The sequence below is a fragment of the Actinomadura sp. GTD37 genome (assembly GCF_041951365.1).
Classification (GTDB): Bacteria; Actinomycetota; Actinomycetes; order Streptosporangiales; family Streptosporangiaceae; genus Spirillospora.
In genome coordinates this window covers 101403-122160 of the sequence record NZ_JBGNUS010000012.1, presented here as the reverse complement: position 1 = coordinate 122160, position 20758 = coordinate 101403, and the positions used below count along the sequence as shown (strand labels likewise).

At 70.6% G+C, this 20758-nt stretch carries 20 protein-coding genes; 11 read left to right on the top strand and 9 right to left on the bottom strand.

The window, feature by feature from the left end; all coding sequences use genetic code 11:
- Positions 1-70: 70 nt before the first annotated feature.
- The 3 genes from ACA511_RS37630 to ACA511_RS37620 all read right to left on the bottom strand — a co-directional run bounded on the left by ACA511_RS37630 (position 71) and on the right by ACA511_RS37620 (position 3562).
- On the bottom strand, positions 71-1609 hold the full coding sequence (locus ACA511_RS37630) for a hypothetical protein (RefSeq protein ID WP_375029557.1): 1539 nt from the start codon (positions 1607-1609) through the stop codon (positions 71-73).
- 572 nt (positions 1610-2181) lie between these two features.
- Positions 2182-2871 carry a cytochrome b/b6 domain-containing protein gene (locus ACA511_RS37625; protein WP_375029504.1) on the bottom strand — a complete coding sequence of 230 codons (690 nt, stop codon included), beginning with the start codon at positions 2869-2871 and terminating at the stop codon, positions 2182-2184.
- The gene (locus ACA511_RS37620) at positions 2858-3562 is read right to left on the bottom strand and encodes a molybdopterin-dependent oxidoreductase (RefSeq protein ID WP_375029503.1); all 705 of its coding nucleotides are present in this window, start codon (positions 3560-3562) and stop codon (positions 2858-2860) included. The genes ACA511_RS37625 and ACA511_RS37620 overlap by 14 nt, the downstream gene beginning before the upstream one ends.
- Before the next feature lie 94 nt (positions 3563-3656).
- Here ACA511_RS37620 and ACA511_RS37615 point away from each other — a divergent pair, with 94 nt between their 5' ends.
- The 3 genes from ACA511_RS37615 to ACA511_RS37605 all read left to right on the top strand — a co-directional run bounded on the left by ACA511_RS37615 (position 3657) and on the right by ACA511_RS37605 (position 8614).
- Positions 3657-4238 carry an HhH-GPD-type base excision DNA repair protein gene (locus ACA511_RS37615; RefSeq protein WP_375029502.1) on the top strand — a complete coding sequence of 194 codons (582 nt, stop codon included), beginning with the start codon at positions 3657-3659 and terminating at the stop codon, positions 4236-4238.
- A gap of 320 nt (positions 4239-4558) precedes the next feature.
- Positions 4559-6706, top strand: coding sequence for a SpoIIE family protein phosphatase (locus ACA511_RS37610; RefSeq protein WP_375029501.1), 2148 nt, complete (start codon positions 4559-4561; stop codon positions 6704-6706).
- 252 nt (positions 6707-6958) lie between these two features.
- Positions 6959-8614 carry an RNA polymerase sigma factor gene (locus tag ACA511_RS37605; protein WP_375029500.1) on the top strand — a complete coding sequence of 552 codons (1656 nt, stop codon included), beginning with the start codon at positions 6959-6961 and terminating at the stop codon, positions 8612-8614.
- A 73-nt stretch (positions 8615-8687) separates the two neighbouring features.
- Here ACA511_RS37605 and ACA511_RS37600 read toward each other — a convergent pair whose 3' ends face one another.
- A complete protein-coding gene (locus tag ACA511_RS37600) occupies positions 8688-9440 on the bottom strand; it encodes a YaaA family protein (protein WP_375029499.1) in 753 nt (250 codons plus the stop codon).
- A 23-nt stretch (positions 9441-9463) separates the two neighbouring features.
- Here ACA511_RS37600 and ACA511_RS37595 point away from each other — a divergent pair, with 23 nt between their 5' ends.
- Complete coding sequence (locus ACA511_RS37595; RefSeq protein ID WP_375029498.1) at positions 9464-10195, top strand: GNAT family N-acetyltransferase; 732 nt, start codon at positions 9464-9466, stop codon at positions 10193-10195.
- Positions 10196-10375: 180 nt separating this feature from the next.
- Here the strand turns inward: ACA511_RS37595 and ACA511_RS37590 are convergent, their stop codons facing one another.
- From ACA511_RS37590 to ACA511_RS37580, 3 genes are all read right to left on the bottom strand, one after another.
- Positions 10376-10606 (bottom strand): hypothetical protein, encoded by a 231-nt coding sequence (locus tag ACA511_RS37590; RefSeq protein ID WP_375029497.1) that lies wholly within the window; start codon positions 10604-10606, stop codon positions 10376-10378.
- 119 nt (positions 10607-10725) lie between these two features.
- The gene (locus ACA511_RS37585) at positions 10726-11799 is read right to left on the bottom strand and encodes an ABC transporter permease (protein WP_375029496.1); all 1074 of its coding nucleotides are present in this window, start codon (positions 11797-11799) and stop codon (positions 10726-10728) included.
- Complete coding sequence (locus ACA511_RS37580) at positions 11796-12698, bottom strand: ABC transporter ATP-binding protein (RefSeq protein ID WP_375029495.1); 903 nt, start codon at positions 12696-12698, stop codon at positions 11796-11798. Before ACA511_RS37580 ends, ACA511_RS37585 begins: the two co-directional genes overlap by 4 nt.
- Positions 12699-12964: 266 nt before the next feature.
- Between ACA511_RS37580 and ACA511_RS37575 the strand changes: the two genes are divergently transcribed.
- From ACA511_RS37575 to ACA511_RS37545, 7 genes are all read left to right on the top strand, one after another.
- Complete coding sequence (locus ACA511_RS37575; protein ID WP_375029494.1) at positions 12965-15055, top strand: type IIA DNA topoisomerase subunit B; 2091 nt, start codon at positions 12965-12967, stop codon at positions 15053-15055.
- 275 nt (positions 15056-15330) lie between these two features.
- The gene (locus ACA511_RS37570; RefSeq protein ID WP_375029493.1) at positions 15331-16467 is read left to right on the top strand and encodes a sensor histidine kinase; all 1137 of its coding nucleotides are present in this window, start codon (positions 15331-15333) and stop codon (positions 16465-16467) included.
- A gap of 11 nt (positions 16468-16478) precedes the next feature.
- Positions 16479-17123 carry a response regulator gene (locus ACA511_RS37565; RefSeq protein ID WP_375029492.1) on the top strand — a complete coding sequence of 215 codons (645 nt, stop codon included), beginning with the start codon at positions 16479-16481 and terminating at the stop codon, positions 17121-17123.
- A gap of 66 nt (positions 17124-17189) precedes the next feature.
- A complete protein-coding gene (locus ACA511_RS37560) occupies positions 17190-17552 on the top strand; it encodes a nuclear transport factor 2 family protein (RefSeq protein WP_375029491.1) in 363 nt (120 codons plus the stop codon).
- A gap of 44 nt (positions 17553-17596) precedes the next feature.
- Entirely contained in the window at positions 17597-18145 is a 549-nt protein-coding gene (locus tag ACA511_RS37555) for a flavoprotein (protein WP_375029490.1), read from the top strand.
- Between the two features lie 396 nt (positions 18146-18541).
- Entirely contained in the window at positions 18542-19114 is a 573-nt protein-coding gene (locus ACA511_RS37550; protein WP_375029556.1) for a dihydrofolate reductase family protein, read from the top strand.
- 68 nt (positions 19115-19182) lie between these two features.
- A complete protein-coding gene (locus tag ACA511_RS37545) occupies positions 19183-19392 on the top strand; it encodes a hypothetical protein (RefSeq protein WP_375029489.1) in 210 nt (69 codons plus the stop codon).
- A gap of 81 nt (positions 19393-19473) precedes the next feature.
- On the opposite strand, the gene ACA511_RS37540 is transcribed toward ACA511_RS37545, so the two are convergent.
- Together ACA511_RS37540 and ACA511_RS37535 are read right to left on the bottom strand one after the other, a co-directional pair.
- Positions 19474-19677, bottom strand: a complete 204-nt coding sequence (locus tag ACA511_RS37540; protein ID WP_375029488.1) for a DUF397 domain-containing protein — start codon at positions 19675-19677, stop codon at positions 19474-19476.
- A gap of 19 nt (positions 19678-19696) precedes the next feature.
- Positions 19697-20575, bottom strand: coding sequence for a helix-turn-helix domain-containing protein (locus ACA511_RS37535; protein WP_375029487.1), 879 nt, complete (start codon positions 20573-20575; stop codon positions 19697-19699).
- Positions 20576-20758 lie beyond the last annotated feature (183 nt).

Below are 20758 nucleotides of genomic sequence, written 5' to 3'. Positions count from 1 at the left end.
CCGCGAGACCCCGAGACCATGCCCGGGTCCCGATGATTGTCGCCGGGGACGCCGCGCGCAAACCGGGAGTTCACCCGGGCGGAGGTTCGTGACGAAGCACACGCAGGGCCTCGCGGAGGGCGTCCGGGTCGTCCCCGGAGCGGTCGAGGACGCCGATGAGTTTGTGCAGGATCTCGTGGCGTTCGTAGCCGACGTCCAGCAGGGCCTGGGCGGTCGTCCACAGTTGCGTGGGCCGGCCGTCCCACAGCATCTCGGTGAGGCGCTCGTGCGCGTCGAGGTGCGTTTCGTCGGCGCCCGGGTGCTCGAACTCCAGGATGGTACGGCGGTCGTCGGGATCGGCCGGATCGAGTTTCGACAGGTCGACGAACCCGTGCCGCCCCGATCGCCGGTGGGTGCCCGACAGGAAGGGCAGGGCGAACGCGCGGCGGGGGAGGGCCTCCAGGTCGCCGTCGGGCAGCAGCCGGGTGACCAGGTCTCTGTCGAGGCCGAATGCGGCCGGATCGCGGTACGCCTCGGCGAACTTCGCCGTGGCGTCCCAGAGCGCGTCCAAGGTGGCCCTGACGCCCTCCTCCGGGAGGCCGGTGCGCCCGCCCGCCCACCGGACCCAGGCGGCGAGGACGTGGGGGACTGCTTCCTGTTCCGTCGGGGAGAGCAGAACCTTTCTCGGAAGCCAGTCGAGCAGGAACATCTCGCACTTGACCGGGGAGACCCGCAGCGGCCGCCCGAAGTCGTGGGTGCAGCCGTAGTCGATGATGCGGTCCACGCAACGGCTCGCCGCGGAAAGGTCGGACAGCCCCTCCGCCTCGTCCGAGGCGAGGAAACGGGCCGCGATCGTCGCGCGCCTGTCGCGCCCGTACACCGGCGGCTGAGGCAGCCGCCCGCCCGGCGGGAGGATGTCCACGCGCGCGCGGACGAAGGCGTGGTAAGTGCCGAAATTGTCGTTCACCGGGGGGTGGTCGATGGCGTCGGTGAGGTCCAGGGCGCTCTGCAGCAGCGCCTTGGTGTCGCGGGGGTCGAGTTCCTCGAACCGCATGAGCGGGTTGTCGCGGCCCTCACGGCGGCAGTGGTCGAGGAGGGTGTCGACCCGGGAGGAGACCCACGCGTCCCTGACCATCCCGCTCACCGGGGCAAGCCCCGCGGGCGCGGCGGGGGCGAACGGGTCGCGCGCGGGCTGGACGGCCCCCGCCTTGGTGCGGTCGACCAGGATGACCAGGGCGTGCCGCTCGGTGCCGCCATAGGTGTAGGTGCAGACGATGGAGTCCTGGTCGCCGTAGACGTCCCTGGAGACGAAGCACCCTTCGGGCTCGACCATCCCCACGCGGTCGGCCCACCCCGGTCGCGCTACGCCGCCGGCCATCAACTCCAGCGCGGCGCGCTCCGCCTTGGCCGCCTGCCTGGGGGTGCCCATGTAGGCCATCCCCGTGAGCAGCGCCAGCGCGGCGGGCGTCCCGGCGGCCGCCGCGTAGTCGGCCAGGGCCTCGCCTATGACCTCCTCGACGTCGCCGTCCGGAACCCGGTGCCCCCACCAGGAACCGAGGATCTCGCTGACGATCAGTTCCGCGTCCAGGGGGCTGCGCACGGCGAGCAGTTCGCGCGCGTGCTGGAGCATGCCGTCGAATATCGCCGAGACCTCGTCCGGGGGGTCGTCCCGGGCAGGATCCCCGGAGGAGCGGTTGCGGCTGCGGGGACTCACCCTTCTAGCCTCTCAGATCCCGCGCGGACGATGTCCAGGACACGGCCGAAGAAGGCGCCGTCCGGCGCCTTGCCCGTGCCCCGGGCCAGGGGGACCGCTCAGCCGTCCACCCCTCCGCCGGAGGCCCGCCCAGACGGCGGCTCCGATTTCAGGACTCCGGTGAGGTGCTCGCGCGCCATCCGTTCGACTCTGGCGGGCGTTGCTTCCAGCCCTAGGTGGGCCATGCAAGCCTGGACGTCGGCCACGCATCGCTGGACCGCGTCCGAGGGGAAGGTAGCGAACTCGTCGCAAAGCCGTTGTGCGAGCGTGTCGCGTGTCTCGCTTCGGTGACCGGCCAGTGCAGGCATCTTGCGCACACCTCCGCGCACGGGGTTCCGGCGGACGGGAACGCCGCCGGCCGAGACGAAGCGCGGCACGGACCGACCCTGGTGGGAGCTTCCGCGAGAACCCCGCCTCGATGTCCCATTCCAGCGCTTTTGCGGGGAGAGTCAAGACATGCCGGGAGGTCGTTTGGCAAATTCCGGCCCGGCCTCTTCCGGACGCGCTTCGGGCGCCCGCTCGGCGTCGGCCCAGCCCGCGTGATGCCGCGCCGCCCAGTCGCGGCCGACCCGCCCGGTCAGCATGCCGCTGAGCGCGTCGCGGTCCCTCAGCGCCTCCCACAGATGACCGGCCGTCACCACCACGATGACGAGGAAGAGCCAGTCGTGGACGAACGTGGCGCCCGTCCGCCACCGGTCGCCCCAGGGGTTCGGGAACGTCATGATCTCGCCCGTGCCGAGCATGACGAGGATCGCGCCCGCCGTGAACGCCGCGTTGAGCTTCTGCCCTGCGTTGAACTTCCCCACCGGCAGGATCCCGCGCCCGCCCCGCACGGCCCTCCGGTCGCCGCGTCTCAGCCATTCCCAGTCGTGCGGAGCGAATCTGTTCAGCCGCCCGAGGTCCGCTCTGAACGCACGGGACACCAGGCCCAGCACGACCGGCACGGGCAGCGCGAACCCGCACCACACATGGACGGTCTTGACCATCTCCCTGCGGCCCACCAGCGTGGACAGCACCGGCAGGTAGAGCAGCGCGGCGCTCAGCAGACAGGCGAGCATCAGCAGCGCGGTCACGTGGTGGATCGACCGTTCAGCCCGCGTGAACCGGACGATCCATCCGGGGGCGTCATGTCGGCGCATCGTCACGCCCGTTCGATCGTCCGACCCAGGCGTCCACGTCGTAACCGAGGTTCTCCCAGTAACCGGGCTCCACCTTGCCGGTCAGTTCGATGCCGCCCAGCCACTTCAGCGACTTGTAGCCGTACATGGGCGCCACGTAGAGCCGCGTGGGCCCGCCGTGGTCGTGTGTCACCGGCTTGCCGTCCATCTGGGTCGCCACCAGGACGTCCCTGCGGCGTGCCTGGTCCAGCGTGAGCGACTCGGTGTAGACGCCGTCGAACGACGTGAACCGCACGGCGCGTGCCTGCGGGGACACGCCCACCGCGTCCAGGAGGTCGGGCAGGGCGACCCCGACCCAGTGCACGTCCGGTACGCGCCAGCCCGTCACGCACTGGAAGTCGCGGTCGAGGACGGTCTGCGGAAGCAGTGCCAGATCGGCCAGCCGGAACGCCTGGGGCCTCTCGACGAGGCCACTAACGGCCACGCGATGGGTCGCGGCGCGGTGTCGTTTCACACTGTCGGTAACGGAGTAGTAGCGGAACCCGCCCGCGGCCGGCAGGACATCACCGATCGGTCCTACCGGCGCCAGGGTCCGGCTCACCTTGTCCTGGACGGACGCTCCCACGGCGACCCCCGCCGCGCCGAGGCCGAGCATCCCCAGGACCACCCTCCGCCCGACGGGGCTGCCTTCCCTTCGCTCCTCCTCGTTCACCTCTTCATTCGAGCACCGCGGGGTCGCCGCCGCCAGGGTCCTGCGGCGCGCGTAAGACTTCTGACAGATCTCGGGGCCGCCCTAAGCTGGCCCCATGGCCACGAAGGTTCACCTCGCACAGCGCCCGGAAGCCGACGAGCTGCTCGGACGCAGTCCGCTGGCCGCGCTGGTGGGCATGCTGCTCGACCAGCAGGTCCCGATGGAGTGGGCCTTCTCCGGCCCCTACACGATCGTCCAGCGGCTGGGCGCGGACGACCTGGACGCGCACGAGATCGCCGCCTGCGACCCGGAGCGGTTCGCCGCGCTCCTGTCGGAGAAGCCGGCCGTCCACCGCTACCCCGGTTCGATGGCCAAGCGCGTCCAGCAGCTGTGCCGGTACCTCGTGGAGAACTACGACGGGGACGCCGAGAAGGTGTGGAAGGACGTCGGCACCGGCAAGGAGCTGTTCAAGCGGCTCAACGGCCTCCCTGGCTTCGGCAAGCAGAAGGCCCAGATCTTCCTCGCGCTCCTGGGCAAGCAGTACGGCGTGCGGCCGGAGGGCTGGCGCGAGGCCGCCGGCGCCTACGGCGAGGAGGGTTCGCACCGCTCCGTGGCCGACATCACCGGTCCCGAGTCGCTGGCCAGGGTGCGGGCCTTCAAGCAGGAGCAGAAGGCCGCCGCCAAGGCGGCCGGGTAGCAGCCGGGCCGGAGACACACCCGGGCTCTGGCGGTTGACGCGCCGTGACGTCCGGGGGCCGTAACATCTCCTACTCGCCGTCCGGGCGGGCCGCCTCCTGCGGTCCCCTGCGACGGTGCCCGAATCCGACGCGTTCGTCCGGGACCGAAGGGACAAGGATGTTCAGCAGGGGTTCCGTACACGGCGAACCATCGGGATGATGAATACCTGAATCCGACCGGTGTTGTGATGGAGGCGGGAGCGCTAGCCTGCTCCCATTCACTCATAGTGATGAAAAATTGCCGCGCGGTACGGGACCCTCTGGGGCGGAGGTGTTGTCCATGAGCACCGAGACGTCCGTCCCGCATCCCCGCGTCTCAGGGGTGGAGGGCCAGCCCATGGATGCGTCCGACGCCGCGCTGTACGCGACCTTGCTGAAGGAGGCCCCCGGCGGCCTGGCGTTCTTCGATCGCGATCTGCGCTGCCGCAGGGCCAACGACGCGCTCGCCGCGCTGCTGGGCGTGCCCGTCCGCGAGCTGCAGAAGCGCAGACCGTCCGAGGTGCTGCCCGAGGCGCTGGCGGCCGCGTTCGAGACGGCGCTGCGGAAGGTCGTCGCCGAGGACCGCCCGGTCAGCGACCTCGACCTGGTCGTCCCGGCCGGCGAGCCGCCCGCGCCCGGCGATGCGCCCGGTGATGCGGCCGGCGTCGCCACCGCAGTCGAAGAGCGCATCCTCGCCTGCACGTGGCTGCCCGCCAGGAACGGCGACGGCGAGCACCAGGGCGTCGTCCTGACCGCGCTGGACGTGACCGAGCGTCGCCGCGCCGAGGAGGTCATCCGCCGCAAGGAGCAGCGCTACCGCTCGCTCGTGGAGGCCAGCGCCCAGGTGGTGTGGGTCGCCGCACCGGCCGGCGGCGTGATCGACGACGCGCCCGAGTGGCGCGCGATCACCGGGCAGACCCCGGACGACTACGCGGTCGGCGGCTGGCTGTCGGTGGTCCACCCCGAGGACCGGCCGCGCATCGAGTCCGCGTGGCAGGAGTGCGTCGACGAGAACCGCGTCTTCGAGACCAACTACCGGATCCGCACCAAGAGCGGGACCTACCGGCACTTCGACGTCAGGGCCGTGCCCATCTGGCAGGGCGACGCGGTGATCGAGTGGGTCGGCGCCAACACCGACGTGACCGGCCAGCGCGAGGCCGAGGAGATGCGCGGCCGGCTGACCGAGCAGCTGTCCGCGGCGGCGCTGCGCACCGCGCGCCTCCAGCAGGCCACCTCGATGCTCGCCGAGGCCCTGACCGTCTCCCAGGTCGTCCAGGTCATCACCGAGGTCGGGCGGTCCGCCATCGGCGCCGACTACTCGGCCGTGGCGCTGCTGGACGACGACAAGCTGCGGCTGAGCATCGTGGCGCCGTCCCAGCCGGGGGCGGAGGTCGAGACCAGTCCCGCCTCCCGCGACGACATCAAGGTCAGCGACCAGACCGTGATGTCGGTGGCGGTGCGCGAGAGCCGGCCGTTCCTGGCCGAGCATCCCGACAGCCTGCGCCTCCAGCTCGGCCATGGCGAGCGCGACCTCTTCGCCCAGCACACCGGGGAACGCGCCTGGGTCGGCCTTCCGCTGCTCGCGGCGGGCGCCCCGATAGGCGCGCTCCGGTTCTCCTTCACCCGCCCCAGGGAGATCACCGAGGAGGAACGGGTCTTCCTGGAGGCGCTGGCCGGGCAGTGCGCCCTGGCCGTCGAGCGGGCCCTGCTGTTCGAGCGCGAGCACAAGACCGCCGAGGAGCTCCAGCGGAGCCTCCTGCCGAGCGATCTCCCGCAACTGCCGAACATGGTGCTGGCCGCCCGGTACAACCCCGCGACGCGCCACGTCCAGGTCGGCGGCGACTGGTACGACGTCTTCCGCCTCCCGGACGACCGGCTCGCCGTCGCCGTCGGCGACGTCATGGGCAAGGGCGTGCTCGCCGCGGCCGGAATGGGACGCGTCCGCAACGCCCTGCGCGCGCTCGCGCTGAACGACGCGCGTCCCGCCGCGGTCCTCGCCGGCCTCGACCGGCTGTTCAGCGCCACCGAGGACGAGGAGCAGTTCACCACGGTCGCGTACGTGGTGATCGACCCCGAGACCGGCCACGGGGAGTTCAGCAACGCGGGCCACCCGCCACCCCTGCTGATCTCCCCCGACACGCCTGCGCGCGTGAGCACGCTCGAGCCGGGCACCCCGCTCGGCTGGCCGAGCCAGCGGCAGCAGACAAGTTTTTCCATCGAGACCGGCAACACTGTGGTCTTCTATTCCGATGGACTTGTGGAGAACCGTAGGCGTGGGGTGGACGCCGGGCTGGACGAGCTTGTCGCCGTGGCCGCGGACGCCCCACCTGAAGTGGTAGGAGATCCCGAGAGACTCGTCGACTTCCTGGTCGATCGGATGCTTGCCGGATACGAGCAGGTGGACGATGTGACCGTGCTCGCCCTGCACGTCCCGCCCGAGCCCGCGTGAAATCCGCCTGAGACCGCGTGAAGACGGAGTAGCACGTTCGAAGGACCGTCCCGCGCCCTCTAAGGTGGAGTGTTACCGGGTAGGACTTCAGGGCGGAATGCGCAGCAGTGCCAGAATGCTTGACCCAGACAGAGCGGGTACGCTGCGGTCCCGCACCGGTGGTCCGCTCCGTGTGTGGTCCCACCCAGTGTGAGGCCGGGCCCGTCAGGGCACTTGGGTCAACCAAGCCACACGTTCGTTCGAGAGGTATTTGTGTCGCCTGCTAGCTCGACCTCGAAAGCGTCGGATCTGCACGATCACGTCATCGCGCAGCTGATCGAGCGTGGACGGTCCCAGGGTTACCTCGAAGCCGACGACGTACGCCGTACGTTCGAGGAGGCCGACATCCCCGTGTCGAAGGCCTCCAGCATTTTGCGGAGCCTCAGCAAGGAGGGTGTGACGGTCATGGTGAGCGCTGCCGACTCCGCGGCGCCGAAGCGTCCGCGCAAGCGCGCGACGCCGCCGGCGCGCAGGCCCAAGACCGCCGCCGCCGCCAAGGAGCAGCCCGACACGGTGACCGCCGTCGTCGGCGACGACGCGCCGGAGGAGGCCGCCGCCGAGCCGCGTCCGGCCGCCGCCAAGCCCGCGCCCAAGAAGGCCGCGCCCGCCAAGGGCGCCAAGGCCAAGAAGGCCGCGCCCGCCAAGAAGGCCGCCGCCAAGGGCGCGGCGATCAAGGCGGCCCCGGCCAAGAAGGGCACCGACCCGGAGGCCGACGACGAGGTCGAGGTCGACCTCGACGCGGACCTGGCCGACCTCGACGTCGAGCTCGCGGCCGCCGAGGTCGAGGAGCCCGAGGCCGACGAGGAGGAGGCCGCGGCCCCGGCCGCGCCCGCCGCCAAGGCGCCCGCGCCCGCCGGCAAGCCCGGCGCCGAGGGCACCCCCTCGTCCGAGGAGGAGGGCTTCACCCTCGGCGACGACGACGAGGACGCGCCCGCCCAGCAGATCGCCGCCGCCGGCGCCACCGCCGACCCGGTGAAGGACTACCTCAAGCAGATCGGCAAGGTCCCCCTGCTCAACGCCGAGCAGGAGGTGGAGCTCGCCAAGCGCATCGAGGCCGGGCTCTTCGCCGAGGAGCGCCTCGCCGCCTCCGGTCCCACGATGTCCGAGGAAGACCTCGAGGACTTCGAGTGGATCGCCGAGGACGGCCGCCGTGCCAAGAACCACCTCCTGGAGGCCAACCTCCGCCTGGTGGTCTCGCTGGCCAAGCGCTACACCGGGCGCGGCATGCTGTTCCTGGACCTCATCCAGGAGGGCAACCTCGGCCTGATCCGCGCCGTCGAGAAGTTCGACTACACCAAGGGCTACAAGTTCTCCACGTACGCCACCTGGTGGATCCGGCAGGCGATCACCCGCGCGATGGCCGACCAGGCCCGCACCATCCGCATACCGGTGCACATGGTCGAGGTCATCAACAAGCTGGCCCGCGTGCAGCGGCAGATGCTCCAGGACCTGGGCCGCGAGCCCACCCCGGAGGAGCTGGCCAAGGAACTCGACATGACCCCGGAGAAGGTCGTCGAGGTCCAGAAGTACGGCCGCGAGCCCATCTCCCTGCACACCCCGCTCGGCGAGGACGGCGACAGCGAGTTCGGCGACCTCATCGAGGACTCCGAGGCCATCGTCCCGGCCGACGCGGTCAGCTTCACGCTGCTGCAGGAGCAGCTCCACTCCGTCCTGGACACGCTCAGCGAGCGCGAGGCCGGTGTGGTGTCGATGCGGTTCGGTCTCACCGACGGCCAGCCGAAGACGCTGGACGAGATCGGCAAGGTCTACGGGGTGACCCGGGAGCGCATTCGCCAGATCGAGTCCAAGACCATGTCGAAGCTGCGCCACCCGTCCCGCTCGCAGGTCCTGCGCGACTACCTCGACTGATCCGCGACTGAACGACGAGAGGGCCCCGCGCCTACGCGCGGGGCCCTCTCGTTGTCCAGTCGTGCGGGGATGTTCAGTCGTGCAGGACGACGTCGAGGTTGGGGCCGTTGAGCTCGACCGTGTGGCCGAGGTCGGCGACGGCCTTCAGGAGCTCGTCCGGGGTGCGCGGCGCGGCGCCCGCCTTGAGCAGGTCGTGGGCGATCTGCCCGCGGGTCGCCTTGGCCATGTGGCTGACGACCGTCCGCTTGGGGGCGCCGCCGACGAGCCGTTCGCGGAACACGCGGACGGCGACGGCCGGCTGCGGGGGTTTCCACGCGGACGCGTAGGGCCCGGAGCGCATGTCCACGATCAGGTCGCCGTCCGGCCGGAGCGCCTTGCCCATCGCGGGGCGCCACAGCGCGCCCAGGCGGCCCGTAGGCGGCAGCGACACCGCCATGGCCAGCCGATAGGGCGGGATCCGGTCGGTGAGCCTCAGCGCGCCCCACAGGCCCGAGAACACGATGATCTGCGCTTCGGCGGCGCTGGCGGCCCCGGCGTCCAGGTCGGTGAGGTCGAGGTTGTCGTACAGGACGCCGGTGTAGAGCCGGGCGACCGGGAGTGTGGGCGCGCCGCGCAGCGCCTTGTTGCGGGCGAGCGCGTCGTCCACCTGACCGGGCGGCAGGCCGAGCACGTCCGGCGCGTCGGCCCGCCGGCACGTCTTGGTCAGGGCCGAGAGGACGCGCCTGCGCACCGGGTTCAGTTCGGGGAAGCTGAGCGCGGCCAGGTCGAGGGGCGGACCGTCCCCGTCGGTAGCCTTCTTCTCCGACGGTGGCAGCAGGATGTGCACGATCCCCCCGAAAGCGGTGACAGATGACGCGGCGCCTGGAGACACGGCTCGGCGAACTCGTCGCCGAGGCATGGCCCGCGCCGTCCGCCCAGGATATTGGCGGCTGGCTGCTGCGCCACGCCGGCGGGGTGACCAAGCGGGCCAACTCCGTCCTGCCCCTGCGCGACCCGGGGGACGTGGACGTGGCCGTCGAAAGCGTTGAGCGCTGCTATGCCGCGCTGGGGCTGCCGGCCGTGTTCTCGCTGGACGCGGGGGCGCGGCCCGAGGGGCTCGACGCGGTCCTGGAGGGACGGGGCTACGAGCTGGTCGATCCGACGATCGCGATGGCGACCGCCCTGGACGGCCCCTGCGACCGGGACGGCGTGGAGATCGCGGAGACGCCGTCCCAGGAGTGGCTCGACCTCTGGTGGTCGGTGGACGGCCGGTACGACCATCAGCTGCCGATGGCGGAGAGGATCCTGACGGGGGTACGGGCGGGCTACGCCTTCCTGGACGGTGCCGCCGTCGGCCGCGGCGTCCCCCAGGGGGAGTGGCTGGGCGTCTACGCCATGGCCGTCGCGCCGGCCGCGCGCAGGCGGGGCCTGGGACGGCGCGTCCTGCGGTCTCTTCTCGGCTGGGGGCGCGAGCAGGGATGCGAGCGCGCGTACCTGGTGGTCGTCGAACGGAACGCCCCGGCGCGGGCGATGTACGAGGCGGAGGGTTTCGCGCCGGTCGCCGGCTATCACTACCGAGTGAAGAGTGTCACTCCCGAGTGAGAGAACCGTGCATTCTGTGATTCACCTCACCGCGGTGACCGAATGTCGATACGATCCGTGGCCGATCAATGACGCTATGTGATCGCGTCCCATTGACTCCACGGCGAGCCGGAACGGGTGAAATGCGAACGGCGGCCACCGTGTCGGTGGCCGCCGTCCCTGGGGTTTCTATTGGGAGATCTACCGCTCCTCGGGGGGAACGGTGGCCGGGGTTTCGTTGAGCCGGTCGGTCTCGTCCTGTATGTCGGCCCCGTTTGCGCGGAGCGCCTCTGAGTACTTGCGTCCGTGGTGGGCGCAGAACAGAAGGTCGCCGCCGCCTACAAGCACAGCACGGACGTAGGCCTGGGCGCCGCAGCGGTCGCATCGGTCGGCGACGGTCAGCGGCTTGGTTGGGGCAAGGGCTCCAGTCACGGCACCTTCCTCATGCTCGGGGTCGGTACTTAGGACAACATCTAACCCGACGCTGGCGTTCCCAACCTGGTTCCTCGTACGCCCAGAGCAGAATGGCCCAATTAGTGACCGAGGTCACATTAGGCGGCGTCCCATCGGAACAGGCGCATGGCGATCAACGCGCCGACGACCGCGACGCCCACCAGAACGGCGATTTGGGGCAGTGCGGAGGCCGGCCCCAGGCCGCGGCCCATCACGTTGAGCATCCCTTCGTTCAGATACCGCAACGGGAAGATGTAGGACAGCGTCCTCATCCAGCCCGGTGACGCGTCGAGAGGGAAGAACGAACCGCCGAGGAACGCCATTGGCAGGACGACGAGCTGCGTCACGGCCTGGGCGGTCTCCTGCGTCTTGGCCCACGCGCCGATCAGCATCCCGATCGACAGGAACGCGAGCACGCCGGCTATCACCATCGGGATGGCCATCCACCAGGCCCCGCTGAGCTGCAACCCGAACATCGGAAGCTGGGCCACGAGCACGAACAGCGCGAACTGCACGAGCGCGATGGCGAGGCTGACCGCGACACGGGCGGCGAACACGGTGGGGATCGGGGCAGGGGAGAGCTGGAGGCGGCGCAGGATGCCCTTGGTCCGCCACGTCACCAGCGTCTGGGACGCCCCGAAGACGCCCGCCGACGCCAGCGCCCACCCGAGCAGGCTGGGCGTGAAGAACTGGATGGCCTTGAGGGAGTCGTCCTCCACCTGCTGGGTGGCCATCGTGTACGCGGGCGGCCTGCCCGTAGCGGACTGGTTCGCCGCCTGGACGATCGAGTCCATCAGCCCCCGCACCGTCCCCGACTTGACCTGGTCGGCGGCGGAGTAGTGGACGACGAGCTGGTTGCCGCGCTGCTCCACGGCCGCGTCCGCATCGCCCTTCTCCACCTTGCGCAGGGCCGCGTCGCGGTCGGACGTCCTGGTGACCTTCATGACGTTCCCGACCTGCTCGCCCCCGTGCGCGACGGCCCCCTCCAGGATCGGGGCCTTGCCGACCTCCAGGACCTCGACCTTGGACGTCGTCTGGTGGCCGAAGACGCCGCCGAAGATGACCAGGAACATCAGGGGGAACAGGACGGTGAAGAACAGCGCCGTCCGGTCGCGCTTGAAGCCCAGGTACATGGCCCGGGACAGGCTCTTGAAGCTCTCGTACGTGCTCACGCCCTGTACTCCCGTCCGGTGAGCTCCAGAAAGACGTCCTCAAGGGTGGCGCCGCGGATCTGGACGCCGTCCAGGGCGTCCTTGGCCGCCATGGCCGCGACCACGGCCGACGGGTCGCGGGTGGAGATGGTCAGCGAGACGCCGTCGTCGGCGGCGTCGTCCGCGCCCGGCAGCAGCCGCGCGTCGCCGAGCTCCAGGACACCGCTGGCGACGCTGATCCTGGACGGGGCGTCCAGCCCGCGCACCAGCACGGCGGGCGGGCCGAGCCGCAGGATCCTGCCCGAGTCCATGATGGCGACGCGGTCGCAGAGGATCTCGGCCTCGTCCATGTAGTGGGTGGTCAGGACCACCGTGCGGCCCTCCGTGTTGATCTTCCGTAGCAGGTCCCAGAGGTTGCGGCGGGCCTGCGGGTCCAGCGCGGCGGTGGGCTCGTCCAGGAACACGAGTTCGGGGTCGTGGACGAGCGCGCACGCGATGGACAGGCGCTGCGCCTGGCCGCCCGACAGCTTCTCCACCCGCACGTCGGCCTTGTCGGCCAGCCCCACCAGCTCCATCATCGCGTCGGCCTTCTTGGGGGAGACGCCGTAGAGGGACCCGAACGTCCGCAACTGCTCGCGGGTGGTCAGCCGCTCGAAGAACGACGACGCCTGCAACTGCACGCCGATCCTGGGCAGCAGCTTGGGGTTGCGGGGCCACGGGGAGAGCCCGAGCACCGAGACGCCCCCCGCGTCGGCCTTGCGCAGCCCCTCGATGATCTCCAGCGTCGTCGTCTTGCCCGCCCCGTTCGGCCCGAGGATGCCGAAGAACTCGCCCTCCTCGACCCCGAACGTCACCCCGTCCACGGCCCGGACGTCTCCGTAGTGTTTACGGAGGTCCGAGACCTCGATCGTTTGCACCATGCACAGGACATTAGGCAGCGACGCCGACCCCGCACACCCACCTAAAGGTGGACGTTAGGGTCTAGAAGTCGAGGTCCGGATAGCCTGGCGGAACCGGACGCGCCCGGACCCGCACCGCCGCGCGGACGAACAAGCCCGCCGCGCGGACAATCGGACCGGACGCGCGGAACCCCCTGGACGAGCCGGGCGGCGAGCCTGCCGGTGGAATGTCGGCGGCCGGGGGTACCCTGCTGCCGACCGTCCTACCCCCGAGGAGCGCACGCACGTTGACCGCCGCGACCGCCGAAGCGACAACAGAAGACCCGCACGGCTACTCCGCCCGGCACCTGTCGGTGCTGGAGGGGCTGGAGGCCGTCCGGAAACGGCCTGGCATGTACATCGGGTCGACCGACAGCAGGGGCCTCGCCCACTGCCTGTGGGAGATCGTCGACAACTCCGTCGACGAGGCCCTCGCCGGCTACTGCACCCACATCGGCGTGACGCTCCACGCCGACGGCTCCTTCGAGGTGGGCGACAACGGCCGCGGCATCCCGGTCGACCTGGAGCCCAAGACGGGGCTGCCCGGCGTCGAGCTGGTCATGACGCGGCTGCACGCGGGCGGCAAGTTCGGCGGCGTCTCCTACACCGCGTCCGGCGGGCTCCACGGCGTGGGGGCGTCCGTGGTCAACGCGCTGTCCGCCCGGCTGGACGTCGAGGTCGACCGCGACGGCCACACCCACGCGATCAGCTTCCGGCGCGGCCTGCCCGGCGAGTTCGCCGACGAGGGGCGCCCCAACGCCCGGTTCAAGAAGAAGTCGGGCCTGCGGCAGATCCGCAAGGTCGCCAAGAAGGTCACCGGCAACCGCACCCGCTTCTGGCCCGACACCCAGATCTTCCTGAAGGACGCCACGGTCGAGCAGGAGCTCGTCCTCAACCGGATGCGGCAGACCGCGTTCCTCATCCCCGGCCTCACCATCGACGTCCGCGACGAGCGCGGCGAAGAGGTCGTCGACGAGACGTTCCGGTTCGACGGCGGCATCAGCGAGTTCTGCACCTACCTGGCCAAGGACGCGCCCATCGTCGACGTCCTGCGCCTGCAGGGCCGCGGCCACTTCACCGAGACCGTCCCCGTCCTGGACGAGCAGGGCCACCTCACCCCGACCGACGTCGAACGCGACCTCGAGGTCGACGTCGCCCTGCGCTGGGGCAGCGGCTACGACACGATCACCAAGTCGTTCGTCAACGTGATCGCCACCCCGAAGGGCGGCACCCACCTGCGCGGCTTCGACCGCGCCGTGCTCAAGGTGCTCAACGAGCAGCTCCGCGCGGTCAAGCTGCTGAAGAACGGCGACGAGGACGTCATCAAGGAGGACGTCCTGGAGGGCCTCACCGCGGTGGTGACGGTCCGGCTGCCCGAACCGCAGTTCGAGGGGCAGACCAAGGAGATCCTCGGCACGTCCGCGGCGACCCGCATCGTGTCCCAGGTCGTCCAGCGCGAGCTGCGCGCGGTCTTCGAGAACCCGCCGCGCGGGCAGAAGCAGCCGCTGCGCGCCGTCCTGGAGAAGGTCGTCGGCGCGGCCAAGACCCGCATCGCCGCCCGCACCCAGCGCGACAACCAGCGGCGCAAGAACGCCCTGGAGAACTCGGCGCTGCCGGCCAAGCTCGTCGACTGCCGCACCACCGACGACCGCAGCGAGCTGTTCATCGTCGAGGGCGACTCCGCCCTCGGCACCGCCAAGCTCGCCCGGAACTCCGAGTTCCAGGCGCTGCTGCCGATCCGCGGCAAGATCCTCAACGTGCAGAAGGCGTCCGTCGCCGACGTGCTGAAGAACGCCGAGTGCGCCGCGATCATCCAGGTGCTCGGCGCCGGTTCGGGCCGCACGTTCGACGTGGACGCCGCCCGCTACGGCCGCGTCGTCGTCCTCGCCGACGCCGACGTCGACGGCGCGCACATCCGCACCCTGCTGCTCACCCTCTTCCACCGCTACATGCGGCCGATGCTGGAGGCCGGGCGGGTCTTCTCCGCCGTCCCGCCGCTGCACCGCATCGAGCTGATCAAGCCGAAGAAGGGCCAGGACAAGTACATCTACACCTACTCCGACGCCGAGCTGCGGCAGCGGCTCGTCGAGCTGGAGCGCAAGGGCCAGCGCTGGAAGGAGCCCATCCAGCGCTACAAGGGCCTCGGCGAGATGGACGCCGACCAGCTCGCGGAGACGACGCTCGACCCGCGGTACCGGGTGCTCCGGCGCGTCCGCATCGAGGACGCGGAGGAGGCGGCGAAGGTGTTCGACCTGCTGATGGGCAGCGACGTCGCGCCGCGCCGGGCCTTCCTCACCGCCAGCGCCACCGAGCTGGACGTCGAACGCATCGACACCTGACCGGCGGGAGACGCCGGGCGATGGCGGGGGCCGTCACCGTGGCGAACGGCCCCCGCCCGGCATGGCCACATCCGGCCGAGTCGGCGCGGGCGGGCCGGGGGCGTCCACCCGGAGGTGGAGGCCGGGATGTCCAGCCGTGCGCCGATCCGGTGGAGGCCGTCGTTCCTTAGCGTCGACGCCATGAACACGCTGGACGACGTCCTTCCCGCCCGGTGCCCGGTCGTCGGCCCGCGAGCGGAGCGGCTCGGCGCACCGGCAGCGGTTAGCGTCGACTCGTGAACTGCGAGGCGAGCCGCGGGGAGCGGCTGACCAGGCTGCTGGTCGTCGGGATGCTGGCGACGTGGGGCGTCGTCGCCTACGTCCGGGGGCTGGCCCGCTCGGACCCGGCGCCGTCGCTGCACGGGGTCGGGTTGAGCATCGTCATCCTCAACGCGACCCTGTTCGCCTTGCTGGCGGCCGGAATCTGGCTCGGACGGCACCGGGAGTCGCCGTGGCGCGGGCCGTCGATCGTCCTGCTGCTCGCGTCCATGGCGGTGGCGATGGCGCTGTACGCGATCGCGCCCCACGCCGGCGGCGGGTTCTTCTTCTGCATGGCCGGCCTCTGGGTGCTGATGATGCGGCTGCCGCTGCCGTGGGGCATCACGGTGAGCGCGCTGACCATCGCCGCGATCGGCGGACTGGGGGAGGGCTTCCGGTCCGGTGGCGCGGACATCGGCCTGATGTCGGCGTTCGCGTGCCTCACGCTGGGCGCGGTCGCCAGCCGCCAGGGCGCGGCCGCGCAGGAGGCGACCCGCCGCGCCGAGGCCGCCAACGCGGTGCTCGCCGAGCGGTCGCACATCGCGCGGGAGATCCACGACATCCTCGCCCACTCGCTGTCGGCGCAGATCGTCCATCTGGAGGGCGCGAGGCTGCTCCTCTCGCGGGACGGCGACCGCGTCCAGGCCCTGGACCGGGTGGAGCGCGCGCGGAACCTCGCCCGCTCGGGCCTGGAGGAGACGAGGCGCGCGCTCGCCACGCTCCGCGGTGAGATACCGGAACCCAAGGAGGTCATCGCGGAACTCGCCGAGGAGTTCTACGCCAGCACCGGCCGCCCCTGCGACGTGCGGGTGACGGGTACGCCGCGAGAACTGTCGGCCCAGGCCGGGCTCACGGTCGTCCGCACCGCTCAGGAGGCGCTCACGAACATCCGCAAGCACGCTCCCGGCGCCCGCGCGCAGGTCGCCCTGCGCTACCTGCGCGACAAGGTCGAACTCGAAGTGACCGACAGCGGGGGGACCGAATCGGTCGTCGAGCTGAACGGCGGCGGATACGGCCTCGTCGGCATGCGCGAGCGCGCCGAACTGATCGATGGGACCCTGGTCACCGGACCGGACGGCAAGGGGTTCCGTGTGGCCCTCCAGGTGCCGGCGTGACGGGAGGCGCGGTGCGGACGAGAATCCTGGTCGTCGACGACCAGACCGTGGTGCGCGAGGGCCTGGTCCTCCTCCTGGAGCTGCTGCCCGGCATCGACGTGGCCGGCGCGTGCGGCGACGGCGAGCAGGCGGTGGCGATGGTCGCCGAACTGCGTCCCGACGTCGTCCTCATGGATCTGCGGATGCCGCGCATGGACGGCGTCGAGGCGACCCGCCGCATCAAGGAGGCCCACCCCGACGTCGGAGTCGTCGTCCTCACCACCTACGCCGACGACGATTCGATCTTCGCCGCGCTCCGCGCCGGGGCCCGCGGCTACCTCACCAAGGACGCGGGCGCCGACGAGATCGCCCGCGCCGTCGACGCCGTCCGCGGCGGGGGGTCCCAGCTCGACCCGGCCGTCCAGCGCCGCCTGGTCGAGGCCGTCGCCGCCGGCGAACGCCCGCGCCGCGCCGGCCTGCCGGACGGTCTGACCCGCCGCGAGGCCGAGGTGCTCACCCTCATCGCCCGGGGACGCTCCAACGCCGAGATCGCCGGCGACCTGTTCATCTCCGAGGCCACCGTCAAGACGCACATCAACAACCTGTTCGCGAAGGCGAACCTGCGCGACCGCGCCCAGGCAGTCACCTATGCGTACAAGCACGGCCTCACCGGCTGATCACCGGCCCGCGATCCGCGACGGCGCCGTCTCGTTAACCAAGCGATCGCTTGGTACGCTTCGCTCATGCCGACACAGGAGCACATGAAGCAGACGCTTCAGACCTACATCGACGCCTTCAACGCCGGCGAAGCCGCGACCATCTCCGGCCTCTACACCGACGACGCGGTCGTCGAGGACCCGGTCGGCAACCCCCCGATGACCGGCCGCGCCGCCATCGAGGAGTTCTACACGAACGCCATCGCCGGCGGCGCCAAGCTCACCCTGGACGCGCCCATCCGCGGCTCCCACGGCGACCGCGCCGCCATGGCCTTCACCGTGGACGTCCCGGGCCTGCGCATCCGCGCCATCGACGTCATGACCTTCAACGACGAAGGCAAGATCACCCGCATGCAGGCCCACTGGGGCCCCGACGACATCGAGTCCTGACCCGACCGTCCGGGCCGCCTCCCGCGCCGTGGCAGGCTGGGGAGGTGGCCAAGGATCCGGTGCTCTACGTGATCGCCTGCGGCGGCCGCCCCGCCGCGGACCTCCCGCCCTTCGTCGAGCGCCTCCACGCCGACGGCTGGACGGTGTGCGTCGTCGCCACCCCGTCCGGCACGAAGTTCCTGGACACGGCCCGGCTGGCCGAATCGACGGGCTTCCCGGTCCGCTCCGACTACAAGCAACCTGACGAACCGGACGTCCTGCCGCCCGCCGACGCGTTCGCCGTGGTGCCGGCCACGTTCAACACCGTCAACAAGTGGGCTCACGGAACCAGCGACACCCTCGCCCTGGGCCTCCTCAACGAGGCCGTCGGCCTGGGCCGCCCCATCATCGCCGCGCCATGGCCGAACTCGGCGCTCGCCCGCCACCCGGTCTTCGTCCGCAGCATCGCGGAGCTGCGCGACTGGGGCGTGACCGTTGTCTTCGACCCCGCGACGCTCCCGGCACCCGACTCGCCCGACATGGCCAAGGGCACCTTCCCCTGGACGGAACTGCGGCGTGAACTCAGGGAAACGCGCGCACACCTCAATGACTGAGGCGGTCACCAGGGCAGCGGGGTCCCCGCTCTCCTTGAGGTAGCCGCGCCAAGCGCGGGCCCCCGCCACCCCGGCAGCCGCTCGGCCTTGCCCGAGCCGCCCCGCCGACGTCCGGACGTGCCGCGGACGCAGCCGAGTGAATGCCCGCAGCCCGCTGGGCGCGCGATGCCATCCCGTCGAAGAGGCCGCCGCCCGAACTGGTGCGACGTGCTCGGGACCTCGGCCGGGTGCGAGCCGACCTGACCGCGCCTCGCTGTCTGGGCCACGAGCACGGACGCCTGCCCGAGGTCCGCCTCGGCGCGAGGCGCGGCACCACCGACAATCGAATCGTTCTTGACAAATCTATTTGTCCGGAGCATGCTGGTGACTGTACCGCACGACACCGAGGAGACCACGATGCGCACTCTGATCAGCACCGCCTTCGTCTCGCTCGACGGCGTCATGGAGGCTCCGGGCGGCGAATCCGGCTACCGGAACACCGGCTGGACCTTCAAGGACATCGAGTTCGTCCCCGAGGCGTACGAGATCAAGGGCCGGGAACAGCAGGAGTCCACCGCGATGCTGCTGGGCCGGGCCAGCTACGAGGCGTTCAGCCCGGTGTGGCCCGCCATGGAGGAGTTCGCCGACTACAAGGTGATGCCGAAGTACGTCGTCTCCACCACCCTCACCGATGACGACCTGGTCGCGGACTGGGGCGAGACCACGATCCTGCGCTCGCTCGACCAGGTCGCGGCGCTGAAGGAGACCGAGGGCGGCCCGATCATCGTCCACGGCAGCGCAGCCCTGAACCACGCCCTCTCGGACGCGGGCCTGATCGACCGGTACCACCTGCTCGTGTTCCCGCTGCTGCTCGGCGCGGGCAAGCGCCTGTTCAGCACCGCCGACAAGGACACCCAGCAGCTCAAGCTCGTCGAGTACGAGACCTACTCCAACGGCATCCAGAAGAACGTCTTCGACGTCGTCCGCTGACGTCCCTCCGCTGCCGAGCGCGGCCTCCTGCCGGCTCACGACGTGATCCGCTCGGGCCCGGCGGCGCGGTGGGGATCGCGGCCGTCCTGGACCTGTGCCGGTTGGCGGCGTCGCGGCACGGGCTGCGCACACTGCGGGCGGCCAGCTCCCACAGCAATGCCGCGTCCCGAAGGGCGCTGATCAAGGCCGGGTTCGTCCCCGCCGGCCCGGCGAACCCAGCCGACCTCGGCGGCAAGCCGGGCACCCGGTACCAGCGCGACCTGCCGCTCCAGCCATAGACCGTGATTTCGTGGGTGCACCGGCCGCGGCCATCGCCGATCACCGGCAGGCGAAGACTGAAGACCACGTGGTGGCCGCGTTCAGGGGAGGCCGTGGGCGCCGGTCTTGATGGTGCCCAGCAGGGCGGCCCAAGCGCTGGTGGTGAAGGTGAGGATCGGGCCGCTCGGATCCTTGGAGTCGCGGACCGCGCGCCTGTCACCGAGTTGCGCGACCTCGACACAGTCGGCGCCCTGGGCTGTGTAGGAGCTGGTGCGCCAGTTGAGCCTGTTGTCGCCAATGTCCATTGAAGTTAATATGCCCGGCCTAATGGGTCTCCGCCAGCTCAGAGATCAGCTCCATTGACTCGTCCGCCCCGAGAGCGGCCATCGCGAGCTGGTTGAACGTCAGCAAGTGCGTGTGCACCTGGGCGTCGTCCTCGACATAGAGCGCGCTGGTCAGCCCGTCGATGTAGACCACGTCGGGCATGTGATGCTCGGGGAACTCCATGTAGGAGAAGGCGCCGCTGAACGCGGGATGGGCTCCGGCCTCGAAGGGCAGGACCTGAAGCATGATGTTGGGCTGCTCTGACAGTGCCAGCAGGTGCGCGTACTGCCGCCGCATGATGTCGCTACTGCCGACGATTCGGCGCAGGGCCGCCTCATCGATGACGGACCAGACGCGGAGTGCCTCGGACGCCGTGTCCTTCACGAGTCCTTGGCGCGTCTTGCGGATCTCCACCCGCCGATCTACTTCCGCCGGCGGAGCGAACTGCATCAGTCCAACGCGGATCACCTCGTGCGCGTACTCGTCGGTCTGCAATAGCCCGTTGAGGACGAGGGCGTTGTAGCAGCGGAGCGACTTGGCCTCGGCCTCGAGTTCGATGTACGCGGCGTAGTCGGTCTGGATCGTGTCGGCATAGGCGTCCCACCAGCCGCGTTGCCGTGCCGTCCTGGTCAGGGCGAGTAGCGCTTCGCGCTTCTCGGGCGGCACGCCGTAGACCGCGCAGAGCTGGTTCACGTCCGAGGTCTTGATCCCTTGGGCGGCGGTCTCGATGCGGGACAGCTTCGGAGTGGACCATCGCCCCGCGCCATGCGTCTGCAACTCCGCGACGACCTGGTCCAAGCGCAGCGTCGATCGTTCGCGCAGACGGCGCAGCTCGGCGGCGAGTTTGCGCTCGCGGATCGTGGGCCGGCGTTCAGGCATGTACCGAGTGTGCCGTGTTCGCTACGGCGGCGAGTGACGGTTCCGGAAATTCTTTGGAGAGTGTGATGGAATTTTCCATCACTAGTTGCGATCAGCAGTTCGCTCCAGCCACTATGCGTCGCGAGGACATCACAAAGGGTGTCCGTTTGATCACGGATCCTGGGGGTTGCAGTGTCTGAGGCG